At 73.9% G+C, this 16,124-nt stretch carries 15 protein-coding genes and 1 pseudogene; 10 read left to right on the top strand and 6 right to left on the bottom strand.

Annotation, left to right across the window (positions count from 1 at the left end; all coding sequences use genetic code 11):
* Positions 1–80: 80 nt before the first annotated feature.
* A pseudogene (locus tag ACWEV0_RS33260) lies at positions 81–893 on the bottom strand (DUF2637 domain-containing protein); the annotation flags it as partial.
* A gap of 206 nt (positions 894–1,099) precedes the next feature.
* Positions 1,100–2,002 carry a (2Fe-2S)-binding protein gene (locus ACWEV0_RS33255; protein ID WP_453153477.1) on the bottom strand — a complete coding sequence of 301 codons (903 nt, stop codon included), beginning with the start codon at positions 2,000–2,002 and terminating at the stop codon, positions 1,100–1,102.
* A 148-nt stretch (positions 2,003–2,150) separates the two neighbouring features.
* Between ACWEV0_RS33255 and ACWEV0_RS33250 the strand changes: the two genes are divergently transcribed.
* A complete protein-coding gene (locus tag ACWEV0_RS33250; protein ID WP_453153476.1) occupies positions 2,151–3,005 on the top strand; it encodes a GntR family transcriptional regulator in 855 nt (284 codons plus the stop codon).
* A gap of 73 nt (positions 3,006–3,078) precedes the next feature.
* Positions 3,079–4,884: a WD40 repeat domain-containing protein gene (locus ACWEV0_RS33245; RefSeq protein WP_453153475.1), complete on the top strand. Its 1,806-nt coding sequence runs from the start codon at positions 3,079–3,081 to the stop codon at positions 4,882–4,884.
* A 32-nt stretch (positions 4,885–4,916) separates the two neighbouring features.
* Here the strand turns inward: ACWEV0_RS33245 and ACWEV0_RS33240 are convergent, their stop codons facing one another.
* Both ACWEV0_RS33240 and ACWEV0_RS33235 read right to left on the bottom strand, forming a co-directional pair.
* On the bottom strand, positions 4,917–5,684 hold the full coding sequence (locus tag ACWEV0_RS33240) for a hypothetical protein (RefSeq protein ID WP_453153474.1): 768 nt from the start codon (positions 5,682–5,684) through the stop codon (positions 4,917–4,919).
* A gap of 198 nt (positions 5,685–5,882) precedes the next feature.
* Positions 5,883–7,577, bottom strand: coding sequence for a PucR family transcriptional regulator (locus tag ACWEV0_RS33235; RefSeq protein WP_453153473.1), 1,695 nt, complete (start codon positions 7,575–7,577; stop codon positions 5,883–5,885).
* A 272-nt stretch (positions 7,578–7,849) separates the two neighbouring features.
* Here ACWEV0_RS33235 and ACWEV0_RS33230 point away from each other — a divergent pair, with 272 nt between their 5' ends.
* The 3 genes from ACWEV0_RS33230 to ACWEV0_RS33220 all read left to right on the top strand — a co-directional run bounded on the left by ACWEV0_RS33230 (position 7,850) and on the right by ACWEV0_RS33220 (position 10,830).
* A complete protein-coding gene (locus ACWEV0_RS33230; protein ID WP_453153472.1) occupies positions 7,850–7,978 on the top strand; it encodes a hypothetical protein in 129 nt (42 codons plus the stop codon).
* Between the two features lie 160 nt (positions 7,979–8,138).
* Positions 8,139–9,602: an NCS2 family permease gene (locus tag ACWEV0_RS33225; RefSeq protein WP_453153471.1), complete on the top strand. Its 1,464-nt coding sequence runs from the start codon at positions 8,139–8,141 to the stop codon at positions 9,600–9,602.
* A 79-nt stretch (positions 9,603–9,681) separates the two neighbouring features.
* Positions 9,682–10,830, top strand: coding sequence for an XdhC family protein (locus ACWEV0_RS33220; RefSeq protein WP_453153470.1), 1,149 nt, complete (start codon positions 9,682–9,684; stop codon positions 10,828–10,830).
* Between the two features lie 25 nt (positions 10,831–10,855).
* On the opposite strand, the gene ACWEV0_RS33215 is transcribed toward ACWEV0_RS33220, so the two are convergent.
* Positions 10,856–11,461 carry a TetR/AcrR family transcriptional regulator gene (locus ACWEV0_RS33215; protein WP_453153469.1) on the bottom strand — a complete coding sequence of 202 codons (606 nt, stop codon included), beginning with the start codon at positions 11,459–11,461 and terminating at the stop codon, positions 10,856–10,858.
* A gap of 180 nt (positions 11,462–11,641) precedes the next feature.
* Between ACWEV0_RS33215 and ACWEV0_RS33210 the strand changes: the two genes are divergently transcribed.
* Positions 11,642–12,805, top strand: a complete 1,164-nt coding sequence (locus ACWEV0_RS33210) for an acyl-CoA dehydrogenase family protein (RefSeq protein WP_453153468.1) — start codon at positions 11,642–11,644, stop codon at positions 12,803–12,805.
* Here the strand turns inward: ACWEV0_RS33210 and ACWEV0_RS33205 are convergent.
* Positions 12,774–13,232 (bottom strand): glutaredoxin domain-containing protein, encoded by a 459-nt coding sequence (locus tag ACWEV0_RS33205; protein WP_453153467.1) that lies wholly within the window; start codon positions 13,230–13,232, stop codon positions 12,774–12,776. The genes ACWEV0_RS33210 and ACWEV0_RS33205 overlap by 32 nt on opposite strands.
* 135 nt (positions 13,233–13,367) lie before the next feature.
* On the opposite strand from ACWEV0_RS33205, the gene ACWEV0_RS33200 reads away from it, so the two are divergent.
* The 4 genes from ACWEV0_RS33200 (at position 13,368) to ACWEV0_RS33185 (ending at position 16,024) form a co-directional block, all read left to right on the top strand.
* Positions 13,368–13,772, top strand: a complete 405-nt coding sequence (locus ACWEV0_RS33200) for a hypothetical protein (protein ID WP_453153466.1) — start codon at positions 13,368–13,370, stop codon at positions 13,770–13,772.
* A gap of 190 nt (positions 13,773–13,962) precedes the next feature.
* Complete coding sequence (locus tag ACWEV0_RS33195) at positions 13,963–14,724, top strand: SDR family NAD(P)-dependent oxidoreductase (RefSeq protein WP_453153465.1); 762 nt, start codon at positions 13,963–13,965, stop codon at positions 14,722–14,724.
* Between the two features lie 58 nt (positions 14,725–14,782).
* The gene (locus tag ACWEV0_RS33190) at positions 14,783–15,487 is read left to right on the top strand and encodes a TetR family transcriptional regulator (protein WP_453153464.1); all 705 of its coding nucleotides are present in this window, start codon (positions 14,783–14,785) and stop codon (positions 15,485–15,487) included.
* Positions 15,488–15,628: 141 nt separating this feature from the next.
* Positions 15,629–16,024 carry a Zn-ribbon domain-containing OB-fold protein gene (locus ACWEV0_RS33185; RefSeq protein WP_403801621.1) on the top strand — a complete coding sequence of 132 codons (396 nt, stop codon included), beginning with the start codon at positions 15,629–15,631 and terminating at the stop codon, positions 16,022–16,024.
* Positions 16,025–16,124 lie beyond the last annotated feature (100 nt).

Raw genomic sequence — 16,124 nt, 5'->3', positions numbered from 1 at the left:
GGACGAGTTGGCCGAGCTGGTGGTCGCACGTCGGCTCGTCATCGCCCGTACCACGCTGGCCGCGGTCTCCCGCGACGAGTTCGCCGACTGCCACCCCGGCCGAACGCGCGGTGCTGCCGGCTGAGCGCCTTCAGCCGCGCCCGGTCCAGCTTGGCCTGCTCCCGCCGGCGGATGCGGTCCTGCTCCTTCTCCCGCCGGTCCTCGCGCACCTCGTCCACGGCCTCGTCCAGCGTCCGCACGCCTTCCAGGAGCATCAGTGACCAGGCGCCGAAGGTCTCCCGGGGCGCCCGCAGCCAGCGGACCATCCGGATCTGCGGCAGCGGCCGCGGGATCAGGCCCTGCTCGCGCAGCGCCGCCCGCCTGGTCTGCTTCAGCGCCCGGTCGAAGAGCACCGCGGCCGACAGCGACATCCCCGCGAAGAACTGCGGGGCGCCCGCGTGGGCGACGCCCCGCGGCGCGTGCACCCAGTTGAACCAGGCCGCGGCCCCCGCGAACATCCAGACGAGCATGCGCGAGCCGAGTGCCGCGTCACCGTGGCTGGCCTCCCGGACGGCGAGCACCGAGCAGAACATCGCGGCGCCGTCGAGGCCGAAGGGGACCAGGTACTCCCAGCCCCCGGAGAGGTTGAGGTTCTGCCGGCCGAAGCCGACGAGCCCGTGGAAGGAGAGCGCCGCCGCGACCGCGGCGCAGCAGAAGAGCAGGACGTAGGAGGCGGTGCCGTAGACGGCCTCCTTGCGCCTGCGGCGTTCCTCGCTGCGCTCCCAGGAGTCGTCGGCCGCGGCCTGGTCACCGGCGCGCTTGCCGCGCGCGAGCACCGCCACCGCCGTCAGGACTCCCGCCACCATCACGCCGCCCGGAAGCAGCCAGTCGAGCGATATGTCGGTCAGTCTCATTGCGATGTCCCTTGCCTCGCAGTAGGGCGGTACGGCCGCCCATACTGGCCGACCCGGAGGGGCGGCCACGGGGTTTCGGGGCAAGAGCACGCCATCGGGGTCGTACGGCATGCGAATAGGTGCGATCTGGTCGAACGGGCGGGCGAGAAGCGTGAGTTGTGTTCGACGGACGCCACCCCTGGGAGTGGCGTAAGAGCAAGGGGTGGTCAGGCGGTCGCCGCGAGCCGGCGGACCCGCTCGGGGTCGGCCGTCCGCGGGCAGGTGAGGCAGGTGTCCTCGGGCCGCAGCGTGTAGAACAGGCAGCAGGTCGCCCGGTCCCGGGTCGCCCGGGCCGCGCCGCACGCCTCCGCCGAGCCCGGCAGCTCCCGGAAGCCCGCGGCCCCCACGTACGGCTTGGCCGTCCCCGGCAGCAGCCGCTCCAGCTCGGCCAGCGCCCGGTCCTCCTCGCCCAGCAGCGCCGCGACGTACCAGAGGCCCTCGACGATCTCGTCCGTCACCATGCCCCACAAGGTCCGGCGGCCGCGCCTCATCCGGGGCCCGAAGCCGGCGAGCAACGCCTCGAAGTGCTCGGCGAGCGCCCCCCGCACCTCCGCCCGCAACGCCTCCTCGTCGGCCACCACCCGCGCGCCGGGCAGGGCCGCCGCCGGATCGCCGGGCAGACACGCGAACTCCTCCACGCGGACCGCGAGCCGCCCGCGCGCACGCTCGAAGGCCACGTTCCGGGCGGGCAGCCGTGGCGCCCGGCGGTGCAGGAACCAGGGGAGGGTGACCAGGAGGCAGACCGGCCAGGCGTAGCGGTGCAGCCCGAAGCTCGCGACCACGTCCGGGCGCGCCGTACGCCCGTAGTCCCGCCGCACCTGCGCCTCGTCCCAGGCGAGGAAGGCGTCCAGCCCGTCCCCGCCCGCGGCCAGCTCCGTCGCGCCGACCCACTCCGTGCCCTGCGGCATCCCCTCGTCCGCCGCCCGCTCGGTGATCCGCAGGGCGGTGAAGACCTCGCCGAGCCGGGCGTAGGCGGCCGTGACGGGCGAGGCGGGGGCGGGGGCCGCGGCGACGGGGGTCGCGGAAGCGGGGGACGCGGGGGCAGACGGCAGCAGAGCGGGCACGGCCATACGGGACCACCGAATCGCGATCGTTAGCAGGTTAGCCTTACCTTACCCGATGCGTACGGTGTTTGAACTGCGACGCCGTCCGCCTATCGTGCACGGGGGACCCCGGCACCGCGAGCCGGGCCCGGCACGAAGGCGCAGGAGGACCCGGGTGGAGCAGGCGGCGTACGAGACGTACGGGGCCGGTGAGGCGTACGCCGATACGCCGCGGGTCCCCGAACAGGGGCAGGGGCGAGGCCAGGGGCAGGACCAGGGGCAGGGGCGGGACCAGTCCCCGGCCGAGTCGCAGGCGCAGGCCCAGGCACCCGCGGTACGGGCGCAGGCTCACGCGCGCGGCGAGCACACCCACAGCGAGCCGCCCGCCCCCGGGCTCGCCCCCCGCCCCGTACGCCGGCACTCCGTGCGCGGCCAGATCCTCCAGGCCCTGCGCCTCGCCCTCGTCGGCGGCGAGCTCGTCCCCGGCGAGGTCTACTCCGCCCCCGTCCTCGCCGAACGCTTCGGCGTCTCCGCCACCCCCGTCCGCGAAGCCATGCAGCAGCTCGCCACCGAAGGCGCCGTCGAGGTCGTCCCCAACCGCGGCTTCCGGGTCACCGAACGCACCCCGCGCGAACTCGCCGAGCTCGCCGAGGTCCGGGCCCTGATCGAGGTCCCCGTCATGCTCCGGCTCGCCCGTACCGTCCCCGCCGCCCGCTGGGCCGAACTCCGCCCGCTCGCCGAGGCCACCGCCGGCGCCGCCGCCCGCGGCGACCGCGCCCACTACGCCGAGACCGACCGCGCCTTCCACCGCGCCGTCCTCTCCCTCGCCGGCAACGAGCAGCTCCTCCTCATCGCCGACGACCTCCACCGCCGCTCCCAGTGGCCCCTCGTCAGCGCCCCCGTCACCCGGCACGCCGAACTCGTCGCCGACGCCGCCGAGCACACCGCCCTGCTCGACGCCCTGATCGCCCAGGATCTTCCGGTCGTTTCGTCACTCGTACGCGAGCACTTCACCGGAGCGCAGGACTGACGACTAAGGTCGACAGCGACAGGGTCTCTTCGTTTGTACCGCTCGTCATGACCGCGCCGACCGAGAGGTGATCATGCCGTCCGTCCGCGCGGAGCGCCCAGGGGCCGCGGCCCTGCTCGGCTGGCTCACCGACCCCGAGGCCCCGCGCCTCTGCCTCGTCACCGGCGGCCCCGGGCTGCTCGTCTGGCTCGCCGGGCACGGCCCGCGCGGCGCCGGCCGCCGCCGTACCGCCCGCGCGCTCGTCCCGCTCACCGGACGCACCGCCCTCGGCACCGCGTGGGCCGTCGCCGACCGGCTCGGCGTCGTCGCCACGTCGCCCGCCGACCTCGTCCGCGCCCTCGCCACCACCGAGACCGGGCGCGCCGCCCGCACCGTGCTGCTCCTTCCCGCCCTGCACTCCGCCGCCGAACCGGAGGCCGTCGCCGCGCTGCTCGCGGATCTGGCGCGGCTCGGGCGGGTGCGGCTGGTCGTGGAGGTGCGGCCGGGTACACCGGAGCACGAGACGCTGGCGGCGGCGGGTCGGGTCGCGGAGGTGGACGGGGAGGACGACGAAGCAACCGCCGACCCCTCGACCGTGCCCGGCCCGACCGCCGCGTCCGGCCGTTCCGGCCGTTCCGGCCGGTCCGTCGCGTCCGGTGCGTCTGCCGGGTCCGGTCCCTCCGCCGCGTCCGGCACCTCTGGCGGGTCCGCGGGGTCCGGCTCGTCTACCGCGTCTGCCGGGTCCAGTCCGTCTGCCGCGTCTGGCCGGTCTGCCAGGTCCGGTGCGTCGGCTGGGTCCGGCACCTCTGGCGGGTCCGCCGGGTCCGGTGCCTCCGCCGCGTCCGGCTCGTCCGCCGTGCTCGGTCGGTCCGCCGTGGACCTCTCCGATCCCGTCGCCGTCTGCGGCGCCGACCCCGTCGCCGTGACCACCGGGTACATACGGGACCCGGAGCCCTGGGACGAGCACGGCGGGCTGCGGGCCGCCTGGCTGCGGGCCGGGCAGGCACTGTGCGCGGCGCCCGCCCCGAGCGACCGGGCGCTCGGGCTGCTCGCCGTCCTCGGGGACGGCGCCGACCCCCGGCTGCGGCCCGCCCTCGACGAACTCGCCGCCGCATCGCCCTGGCGCGTGCGGTGGACCCGCGTGGCCGGTGACATCGCCCCGCCCTGGCCCGGGCCGGTCGCCGCGCTCGCCGCGCAGGGCGGCACGCTGCTCGTCGCCGATCTCGGCGGCGCGGTGCGGCTCGTCGGCGCGGCCGACGCCCGCGCGCTCGGGCGGCTCGACCATCCCGTCACCGGGCGGGTCGGGGCGCTCGCGCCCGCGCCCGACGGGACGGTGCTGCTCCTCGACGAGCGCGGCCGGCTGCACACGGTGCCGGGCCGGGAGCCGCGCGCGCCCTATCTGCACCGGCTCACCGAGGCCGTCTCCGCCACGCTCAGCCGGCACCCCGGTACCGCGCTCGCCGCGATCGCCGGGTCGGTGGTGGTGGGGGACCGGCTGGGCTCCGTGCACGCCTTCGGGCTCACCGGGCTGCACCAGGCGGCCCTGCACAGCGGGCGGGTCACCGCCGTCGCCGCCGTCGAGTCCGCGACGCCCTTCGTGTGCAGCGGCGGTGCCGACGGGGCCGTCCGGTTGTGGACGCCCGGCACCGAGCCCGACCCGGCCCCGCTCGCCGAGCGCGCGTCGCCCGTCGTCTCCCTGGACGCCGTCGAGACGCCGCACGGACCTGTCCTCGCCGCCGCGTGGGCCGACGGGACGGTGGAGTTCCGGCGCCTTGAGCAGGCCGATCGGCTCGCCTTCCGGCCCGGGCCGCCGGTGCGGGCCGTCGCGGTGACGGAGGACGGTGCGATGGTGCTGGGCCTCGACGAGGTGCTCGTCCGCCTGGAGCGGCGGGGCGCGTGACGCCCGGGGGGCCACTCCTGGCCCCTGGACCGTCAGATCGCCGGGTGCGGCTTTAACTGCGCCGCCAGCCACGTCGGTACGCCGCCCAGGAGGCGGAACAGCCGGCCCGCCTCGGCGCGGAGGCGGCCCGCTTCCGGTTCGGGTTCCGTGTCGGCGAGAGAGGCGAGGGCAGGCGCGGTGCCGACCAGGTAGCCCAACTCCTCGCGGATGCGCAGGGATTCGGCGAAGCCGTGCCGGGCCTCGGCCAACTCGCCCTCGCGCAGGGCGAGTCCGGCGAGGTGGCGCCAGGTGAAGGAGAGCAGCAGCTCGTCCTCGTGGGCGGTCGCGCCCGCGTGGGCGCGGCGGTAGGCGGCGCGGGCCGCCTGCGGGGAGTTGGCGAGGTTCTGGGCCATCAGGCCGCGGCGGAAGTCGAGGAGCGCGCGGCCAGCGGTCTCGGGGCCGATCAGGGCGGCCGCGCGGCCGAGCGCCGCGCGGGCCTCGTCGGCCCGGTCCCGTACGCCCAGCAGGGTGGACGCGTAGGCGAGGTAGCCGCGTTCGCAGGCCGCCGCTCCGCGTTCCTCGTCGGTCCGGGCGACCGCCTCCGCCGCGCGCAGTGCCTCCTCGGCCTCGGCCCAGCCCTGCTCGGTGTAGAGGCAGCGCTCGATCAGCAGGGCCGCCCGCTCCAGGGCCGCGGCCGGTTCGGCCGCCCGGGGCGTGAGGAGTTCGGCGGCGTCCGTCCAGCAGCCGCGGGAGCGAAGCCTCCAGACCGCGGTCTCCAGTGGGGTTCCCCGGCCGTACGCCACATTGCCCTCCCCGAGCACGCCATCGAGCTGAGTAGGGGGGAATCTCAGCACGAACCGAAGGCGTGGGCCAAGGGGTCGGGTGAAACTTTTCACAAAGGGGAAGGGTGGCGGAACGCGGCCGGGAACGGCTAGGGGCGGCAGTTTCCTGCCGCCCCGTCAGCTCACCTGGTCACCCGATGAGATGAAGCCCTTCGCGCGCGTCGCGCGTTCACCCGTTCAGCTCATGCGCAGGGCCAGGAAGAAGTCCAGCTTGTCCTCCAGGCGGGACAGGTCCCGGCCGGTGAGCTGTTCGATCCGGCCCACCCGGTAGCGCAGCGTGTTCACGTGCAGGTGGAGCCGGGTCGCGCAGCGGGTCCAGGAGCCGTCGCAGTCCAGGAACGCCTCCAGGGTCGGGATGAGCTCCGCGCGGTGCCGCCGGTCGTAGTCGCGCAGCGGGTCCAGGAGGCGGGCCGTGAAGGCGCGCCGGACGTCGTCCGGGACGAAGGGCAGCAGCAGGACGTGCGAGGCCAGCTCGTGGTGGCCGGCCGCGCAGACCCGGCCCGGACGGGCGGCGGCGACACGGCGGGCGTGCCGGGCCTCCTCCAGGGCGCCGCGCAGCCCCTCGGCGGAGTGCACGGCGGCGCTGACGCCCAGGGTGAGCCGGCCGTCGTCGGCGAGCCCGGCGGACAGCGGGGCGCGCACGGCGGTGAGCAGCGCGTCGGCGTGCAGCCCGAGGGACACCGACGGGAGGTCGTCCTCGCTGTCCGGCAGCGGCGCCGCGGCCAGCGGGACGAGCGCGATGGCCTCGTCGCCGCTGTGCGCGACGGCGATCCGGTCGGCGGAGTCGGGGCCGGTGGTGGCCGGGTCGACCAGGATCTCCTCCAGGAGCGCCTGGGCGATGGGCCCGCTGTCGACCGGGCTCTGCCCGGCCTCCTGCTCCCACTCGACCCGGGCGACGACGACCTGCCAGTGCGGCGCGGTGCCGAGTCCCGGCAGCAGCACCGGCGCGGCGACCCGCAGGCGGGCGGCGATCTCGGCGGGCGCGGCGCCCGTCTGCACCAGCTCCAGGACCTCCTGGGCGAGCCGGCGCCGTACCGTACGGGCCGCGTCGCGCCGGTCGCGCTCCACGGCGATCAGCTGGGTGACGCCCTGCAGCAGGTCGAGCCGGGCGGCCGGCCAGTCGCTCGCGTCGGCCTCGACGGCGAGCAGCCAGTCGGAGAGCACGGTCTCGCGCACGTCGCGGGAGGCCGGCGCCGCGCCGCGGCCGGTGTTGCGGATCGGGAAGAGCGAGTAGGGCGTGCCGCCGGCGGTGAGCCGGTGCGGGCCGCGCCGGCCGGTGCGGGTGGCCGCCAGGTGCTCGCCTGCCAGGGTGGCGGCGAGAGCCGGGTCGAGGGGCTCGCCGGCGCCCGCGATCTGGCGGCCGGTGGGGGAGAGCACCCAGGCCCGCAGGTCGAGGTCGGAGCCCAGGAGGTCCAGGACGACCTCGGGTCCGCCGCCCGCCGGACCGGAGGTCATCAGGCGCCTGTGTCGGTCTACGACAGCGGCCAGGTCGCCCGCCCGTTCGCCGGAGACCTGTCGAACAACATGCTCGGTGATCGTCGCGAACGCAACCGACTCGTGAACTGCGAACAGCGGAAGCCGGTGGCGAGAACACGCCTGTACGAGATCTTCCGGGATGTCGCCGAGTTCGGCCTCGCCCGCGGCGAGCGCGGCCACCCCGGCCGAGGCCAGGGTCCGCACGAAGGGCTCCGCGTCGGCCGGCTCCCGCATCCAGGCGAGGCCGGTGAGGACCAGCTCGCCACCGGACAGGTAGCGGCTGGGATCCTTGAGGTCCGTGGTCATGACGCCCCGGACGGAGCGGTCCAGCTCCTCCTCGCCGCCGAGCAGCCGCAGGCCCAGCGCGTCGTTCTCCAGCAGTGCGCGCAGCCGCATGATCTCGCCGCCGTTCTTCTCGTCAGTGGTGGTGGGTGTTCGATGGTGATGGATGTCGCGTTGTGATCGGTGACCTGTGGCCACCGTTTCCAGCGGGAAACGGCGAGGCCCTTGTTCCCCGCCTTTCGTTCGAATCTACAAGACGGTGGCGGCGACCGGCCAACCGCTTCATGGTTTCTGTCACTGCACCCTGGCGATCGGGGCTTGTGTACTAGGCCACACAGTCCGCGTTAACAGCACGTGAAGAGATCGTCGAAGGGAGGAGGGCCGACATGCAGCTCCTTCGCCCCGCCTCCCGGGCCCTGCCCCTCGCCGGCCGTACGGACGTCATTGTCGAGATCGACTTCGCCGAGCACCTGACCGGCACCGGACAGCGGCGGTTACCGCAGTACCAGCCGTAACCGCGGCAACCGCTGTACCAGCAGTACCGATTCACCCCGTTCGTCTCGGGCCGTCCCCCGGGTCGTGCAGCCAACTGGAAATCCCAAATCCCGCAGTCCACGCGCACCCGCGCTCACGGATTCGATGCGGGTGCCCCTTTGAACCTTGGGAGTAGGCCCCATGACCCAGTCGTCAGTGGAGCCGGAGACCACGGCGGAGGACGCGGGCAACGGCTCGCGCAACCCCGCCGGAAGGTCCTGGCTCGACCGGTACTTTCACATCTCGGAGAGAGGATCCACCGTCGCGACGGAGATCCGCGGCGGCGTCACCACCTTCATGGCGATGGCGTACATTCTCCTGCTCAACCCCCTGATCCTCTCCGGCAAGGACGTCGCCGGAAACCAGCTCGGCCAGGCCGCGCTGATCACCGCCACCGCCCTGTGCGCGGCCGTGACCACGCTCCTCATGGGCTTCTGGGGCAAGGTCCCGCTGGCCCTCGCGGCCGGTCTCAGCGTCTCCGGTGTGATGGCCTCGCAGGTCGTCCCGGTCATGACCTGGCCGCAGGCCATGGGCATGTCCGTGGCGTACGGCGCGGTGATCTGCCTTCTGGTCGTCACCGGCCTGCGTGAGATGATCATGAACGCGATCCCCCTCGCGCTCAAGCACGCCATCACCATCGGCATCGGTCTCTTCATCACGATCATCGGCTTCGTCAAGGCCGGCTTCGTGCACAAGAACCCCGCTCCCGGCGGCCCGGTCACCCTTGGCCCGGCCGGTGAGCTCCAGGGCTGGCCCGTCCTGATCTTCGCCGTCACGCTGCTGCTGATCTTCGCGCTGCAGGCGCGCAACATCCCCGGCGCGATCCTGATCGGCATCGTCAGCGGCACGGTCGTCGCGGCCATCCTCAACGCGGTCGCCGACATCCCGGCCAAGGCGTGGTTCTCCGGTCCGCCGGAGCTGCACGGCAGCGCGGTGTCCGCGCCCGACTTCTCCTTGCTCGGCAACGTGTCCTTCAGCGGCTGGGGCGACGTCGGCTACATCAGCATCAGCATGATCGTCTTCACCCTCGTGCTGGCCGGCTTCTTCGACGCCATGGCGACCATCCTGGGCGTCGGCACCGAGGCCAAGCTCGCCGACGCGCAGGGCCGGATGCCGGGCCTGTCCAAGGCGCTGTTCATCGACGGCGCGGGCGGTGTCCTCGGCGGCGTCGGCGGCGCCTCCGGCCAGACCGTCTTCGTCGAGTCCGCCACCGGCGTCGGCGAGGGCGCCCGCACGGGTCTCGCCTCCGTGGTCACCGGCGGGTTCTTCGCCCTGTGCCTCTTCTTCACGCCGCTCACCACGATCGTGCCGCAGGAGGTCGCCGCCGCCGCCCTGGTCGTCATCGGCTCGATGATGATGCAGAACGCCAAGCACGTGGACTGGAGCGACCGCTCCGTCGCGATCCCGGTGTTCCTCACCGTGGTCCTCATGCCCTTCACGTACACCATCACCACCGGTGTCGCGGCCGGCGTCATCTCCTACGCGGTGATCAAGACCGCCCAGGGGAAGGCCCGGCAGGTCGGCGGCTTCATGTGGGCGCTGACCGGCATCTTCCTCGTCTACTTCGCCATCCATCCCATCGAGAGCTGGCTCGGCGTCGGCTGATCCCGCTGATCCGGCGGAACCCGGGCCCCGTCCCGGGTAACGTCGCCCTCCACACCCGTAGGTCCTGGAGGAGCTCGCCATGCTGGACATCGCCGAAGAGCTGCACCGGTGGGTCGAGCAGGGCCGCGAGTTCGCCGTCGCCACCGTAGTGGGCGTCAGCGGCAGCGCACCCAGGCAACCGGGCGCCGGGCTCGCCGTCGACAGCGAAGGCACGGCCGTCGGCTCGGTCTCCGGCGGATGTGTGGAGGGCGCCGTGTACGAGCTGTGCCGGGCGGCGCTCGAAGACGGCCGTACGGTCGTCGAGCGCTTCGGCTACAGCGACGAGGACGCCTTCGCGGTCGGCCTGACCTGCGGCGGGGTCATCGACATCCTCGTCACCCCGGTGCGCGGCGGGGTCTTCCCCGCCGCGCTCAGGGCCGCCGCCTTTGGGGAGGCGGCGGCCCTGGCCCGGGTCGTCGAGGGCCCCGGCGAACTGCTGGGCCGGGCGCTGCTCGTCCGCCCCGACGGTTCGTACGAGGGCGGGCTCGGCGGCCACCCCGAGCTCGACCGCACCGCGGCCGGCGAGGCCCTCGCGATGCTGGACGCGGGCCGCACCGGGACCGTGGAGACGGACGAGGACGGCAGCCGCTGCGGCCGGCCCGTCACCCTCCTCGTCGAGGCCTCCGTCCCCGCCCCCCGCATGATCGTCTTCGGCGCCGTCGACTTCGCGGGCGCGCTGGCCAGGGTCGGCAGGTTCCTCGGCTACCACGTGACCGTCTGCGACGCCCGGCCCGTCTTCACGACCCGGGCCCGCTTCCCCGACGCCGACGAGATCGTCGTCGACTGGCCCCACCGCTATCTGGAGTCGGCCGTCGCGGCAGGCGGGATCGACGGCCGGACCGTGCTGTGCGTGCTGACGCACGACCCCAGGTTCGACGTCCCCCTGCTCCGCGCCGCTCTCGGGCTTCCCGTCGCCTACATCGGCGCGATGGGCTCCCGCCGTACCCATGAGGACCGCAACAGGCGGCTGCGCGAGGTCGGCGTCACCGAGCTCGAACTGGGCCGGCTGCGCTCCCCGATCGGCCTCGACCTCGGTGCCCGTACGCCCGAGGAGACCGCGCTCTCCATCGGCGCCGAGATCGTCGCCGCCCGTCGCGGCGGCAGCGGCGTCTCCCTCGCCGGCGCGCACACCCCGATCCACCACGACGGCCCGCGCGAGCCGGACGGCCGGATCGGCTCCGTGGCCTGACCCGAAGCCGCGCCGGGCGCGCGGCTCAGCCCTTGCGGAGCCCGTTCAGGAGCAGCTGGGCGAGCTGCTCGTACGCCGCCGCGTCCGCGAGTCCGGTCGCCGCGGCCACCTGCCGCTGCTGGATGCGGACCATCACGGACGAGATGACGTCGGCGGCGAAGGCCACGTGCACGTCACGGAAGACGCCCGCCGTCACGCCCTCCTCGATCAGCTCCTGCACCCGCCCGGCCGCGGCGCGCGTGTTGCGCTCGTACACCTCGGCGGCCGGCTCGAAGGCGGCCACGTCGTCGAAGAACTGCGGTGAGACGGGCGCCAGTTCGGCGGCGACGGCCCGCAGATAGGCGGCCAGGCGCTCGGCCGGACCGGTCGCCGCGGCCAGCACCGCCTCGACGCGCACCGTGGCGCGCCGGAAGAACTGCACCACGGCGGCCCGGACGAGCTGCTCCTTGCTGCCCGCGAGGCCGTAGAGCGTGCGCTTGGAGCAGCGCAGCCGGGCGGCGAGGTCGTCGAGGGTCAGCTGGGCGAAGCCCTCGCCGACCAGGAGCGCCACCAGGTCGTCGAAGAGCTCGGAGCGCCGGGCGGCGCCCCGGCCGGTGAGCCGGGGGGCGGGTGCGGCGGAGGTCTCGATCACCCGAACAGTATGCCGGGTCGACCCCTTCGGGGGGTTACGGAATCACCCTTCTGCGCTACGCTAACCGGTACTGCCGTACCCCTTGCAGTACCGTTTCACGGGATCCGCAGTCCGGGTCCGCCTCCGTGATCCGTTTCGTTCGTTTTTCGCAGCCACCCTTTGCGTCGTGATGGAGTCGCCATGGATGTCGACCGTCTGCTTCCCACCCCCGAGGCGGCGGACCTCATCGCTCTCACGCGGGAGATCGCCGACAAGGAGCTCGCTCCCCGCGCCGACGAGCACGAGGCCGCGGAGGCGTACCCGGAGGGCCTCTTCGCGACCCTCGGCGAGGCGGGGCTGCTCGGCCTCGCGTACCCGGAGGAGTTCGGCGGCGGAGGCCAGCCCTACGAGGTCTACCTCCAGGTCCTGGAGGAGCTCGCCGCCCGCTGGGCCGCCATCGCCGTCGCCACCAGCGTCCACACGCTCGCCTGCCACCCGCTGTACGCCTTCGGCACCGCCGAGCAGAAGGAGCGCTGGCTGCCGCAGATGCTCGAGGGCAGACTCGTCGGCGGCTACAGCCTCTCCGAGCCGCAGGCCGGCTCCGACGCCGCCGCGCTCTCCTGCAAGGCGGAGCGGACCACCGACGGCACCGGCGGCGCCGCGTACCGGATCACCGGCACCAAGGCGTGGATCACCCACGGCGGCAAGGCCGGCTTCTACTCCCTCTTCGCCCGCACCGCCCCCGGCAGCCACGGCATCTCCTGCTTCCTCGCGCCCGGCGCCGCCGAGGGGCTCTCCTTCGGCGCTCCCGAGCGCAAGATGGGCCTCCAGGCCGTGCCCACCACCGCGGCCTACTGGGACGGCGCCCTCATCGACGCCGACCGGCGCATCGGAGCCGAGGGCCAGGGCCTCCAGATCGCCTTCAGCGCCCTCGACGGCGGCCGCCTCGGCATCGCCGCCTGCGCCACCGGCCTCGCCCAGGCCGCGCTGAACGCCGCCGTCGCCTACGCCAACGAGCGCACCACCTTCGGCCGGAAGATCATCGACCACCAGGGCCTCGGCTTCCTCCTCGCCGACATGGCCGCCGCCGTCGACTCCGCCCGCGCCACCTACCTCGACGCCGCCCGCCGCCGCGACCTCGGCCGCCCCTTCAGCCGCCAGGCCAGCGCCGCCAAGCTCATCGCCACCGACACCGCGATGAAGGTCACCACGGACGCCGTCCAGGTCCTCGGCGGCTACGGCTACACGCGGGACTTCCCGGCCGAGCGCTACATGCGCGAGGCGAAGATCATGCAGATCTTCGAGGGGACCAACCAGATCCAGCGTCTTGTCATCAGCCGGCAGCTCTCGGCGGCCGCGAAGTAGCGGGCAACTGCTCCCGCACCCACGCCGGATCGGGGTTGGTGTACGGGCGGCCCGCCACGAGGACCGTGGGGACGGTCTCGTCGCCGGCGTTGGCCGCCCGTACCGCAGCGGCGCCCTCCGGGTCGCGCCAGATGTTCACCCAGTGCGCCCGGTGGGCGCCACGTCCCAGGCGGAGCCGCAGCCGCAGGCAGAACTGGCAGCCCGGCCGCCAGTAGACGACCGGGCGGCCGTCGGCCGCGCTGCGCCGCAGCGCCTCGGCGGCGCCGACCGAGCGCGGGAACACCAGGGGCGAGTTCATCCCCGCGAACACCACGAACGCCAGCAGGAAGAGGGCGGCGGAGCCGGCCGAGCCGCGCAGGGCCATCGGGGCCGCCACCAGGACGCCGGTGAGCACGAGCAGGAGCGGCAGGAGCCAGGCGCGCATCATGGCCGCAGGCTATCCGTACGCGTGTCCGGGCGACGCCGCTTTCCCGGCGGACCTCCGGTTGCCGGGGTGCCGGAAGCGGCGTACAGCGGAAGAGGGGACCCGATCCGTCGGTAGGTACCGGAGAGGAGTCCCATCATGCTCGGTGAGCTCATCGGCGAGGAACAGGGCGAGACAACCGGGATGCGGGTGCTGTCCACGGACGGCGGGCACGCGGTGATCGAGGCGTCGTTCCAGGCGACCGGGACGATGCTCGGCGTTCCGATCAAGGACATGGGGACGTACGAGTCGGCCATGGGCGCCGACGGCACGCTCTACGGCGAGGGCCAGGGCGTCGCCATGACGCAGGAGGGCGAGACCGTCACCTGGCACGGCACCGGTGTCGGCCACCTGAACGAGAACGGCAGCGTGAGCTGGCGCGGCGCGCTCTACTTCGAGACCGTCGCGGAGCGCTTCGTCCGGCTCAACTCGATCGCCGGAGTCTACGAGTTCGAGGTGGACGCGAACGGCAAGTCGAACGCCAAGCTGTACGAGTGGTCGTGAGGCCCTGGCCGGGCCCGGACCGACTGCTCGACATCGACGCCGCTCGGTAGGGTGAGCGGCGTCGACCGTGCCCGGTCCTCGGTCCGGCGCGCACGGCCCGGTCCAAGGGCGCTCACGAGGCGCCGTGGCCGGCCATCCCACCACACCCGGCGGCCCGACACCCGCCGCCGGCGTTCGTACGAGGAGATCCATGGACATCGCAGGTTCCGCCGCGCTCGTCACCGGTGCCGCTTCGGGGCTCGGGGCCGCCACGGCCGCCGCGCTCGCCGCCAAGGGCGCCACGGTCTACGGTCTCGACCTCGACAAGGCGGTCGCGGGCGCCGAGGCGCCGGCGGACGGCGTCACGCTGGTCGCGGCCGACGTCACCGACGAGGAGCAGGTGCGGGCCGCGCTCGCGCGGATCGAGGAGGACGGGGCGGAGCTGCGGCTCGCCGTGAACTGCGCCGGCATCGCGCCCTCGGCCCGGGTGCTCGGCCGCAAGGGCCCGCACGACCTGGAGCTGTTCCGGACGGTCCTGGACGTCAACCTGGTCGGCACCTTCAACGTCATGCGGCTCGCCGCCGAGGCCATCGCCAAGCGCGAGGCCGACGAGAACGGGCAGCGCGGACTCGTCGTCAACACCGCCTCCATCGCGGCCTTCGAGGGCCAGGTCGGCCAGATCGCGTACGCCGCCTCCAAGGCCGGTGTCGCCGGGATGACCATCACCGCCGCCCGCGACCTCGCCCAGTTCGGCATCCGGGTCGTGACCGTCGCCCCCGGCATCGTCGACACCCCGATGATGGCCGGCTTCAGCGACGAGATCCGCGCCGGGCTCGCCGCGAGCGTCACCTTCCCGCAGCGGCTCGCCCGCCCCGAGGAGTACGCCCGCCTGGTCACGATGATCGCCGAGCACGACTACCTCAACGGTGAGACCATCCGGATGGACGGCGCCCTGCGCATGGCCGCCCGCTGATCCCGCTGGTGGCACCTAGTGCCGTCGCACGAGGGATCCGAGTGCTAGGTTCGAGGGTATGAGCACCAACCCCGCCAAGCCCTCGATGCGTGACTCCCTCGTCGCGGCGGCCTTCCAGCTCTTCCTGGAGCGCGGCTACGAGCAGACGACGGTCGACGACATCGTCAGGACCGCCGGGGTCGGCCGGAGGTCCTTCTTCCGGTACTTCCCGTCCAAGGAGGACGTGGTCTTCCCCGACCACGAGCAGAGCCTCGCCGACATGACCGAGTTCCTCGCCGCGAGCGAGGACGGCGACGACCCGCTGGAGCGGGTCTGCGAGGCCACCCGGCTCGTCATGCGGATGTACGCCGAGAACCCGACCTTCTCCGTCCAGCGCTACCGCCTCACCCGCGAGGTCGCGGGCCTGCGGACGTACGAACTCTCCGTCGTGTGGCGATACGAGAAGGTCCTCGGCGACTATCTGCGCACCCGCTTCGCCGACCGCCGCGACGGCACCCTGCGGGCCAACGTCGTCGCCGCGGCCGTCGTCGCCGCCCACAACCACGCGCTGCGCCACTGGCTGCGCTCCGGCGGCGAGGGCGACCCGCTGGCCGAGGTCGACCGCGCCCTGGAGTTCGTCCGCACCACCTGGGACCCGGCGGCGGCGCCGGCCGGGACGACGGCGGAGCAGGAGCCGGACGACGTGGTCGTGGTGATCGCCAAGCGGTCCACACCGATGTGGCGCGTGGTGCGCGAGGTGGAGGCGAGTCTCGGCGAGGGCTGAGGGGCGGCGGCGGGACCGACTGAGGACACGGAGGGGTCTCAGTATCGTCAATTGAGGGAACTCAGGTCTTTATTTGCTGGCACTCAGTGCCATATGTTTGCTCCATGCACGGTTGAGCCGCCGAGTGCAAGGAGAACCATCGTGTTCCACACCGGATCCACGGGCCTGCGGAGCCAGGCCGGCGCCGTCCTCGACGCCGAGTCGGCCGCCGAGCCCGAGCTCTACTTCCAGCGCTGCCGCTGGTGCCAGACCACCACCTTCCAGCGCCTGCTCTGCCCGACCTGCGGGTCCACCGACCTGGCGCCCGAACTCAGCGCGGGGGAGGGCGTGATCTCGGTGCGCCGCGCCTTCACCGCCGCCGAGGCCGACCTCTGGCCGGTCCACATGACCGAGGGCTTCGTGGTGCGCTGCCGGGTCGACGGGCCGCCGCACGCGGTGCGTCCGGGCGTCCGGGTCAAGCTCCTTCACGACGGCAGCGCGGGCCGTCGGCCGGTCGTGCGGCTGAGCGAGGAGGTCGCGCTCGACGGCTGGTTCTGAGCGCGTCCCGCACGGAGAAACGGACAAGCGGAAAGGGGCGGGTGGCTCCGCGCCATCTACCGCAACCGGGACGCCGTCCGGCCGGAGGCGGCGGAGGTCC

This window comes from Streptomyces sp. NPDC003943 (assembly GCF_053605265.1).
This window is presented reverse-complemented; position numbering and strand designations above follow the sequence as displayed.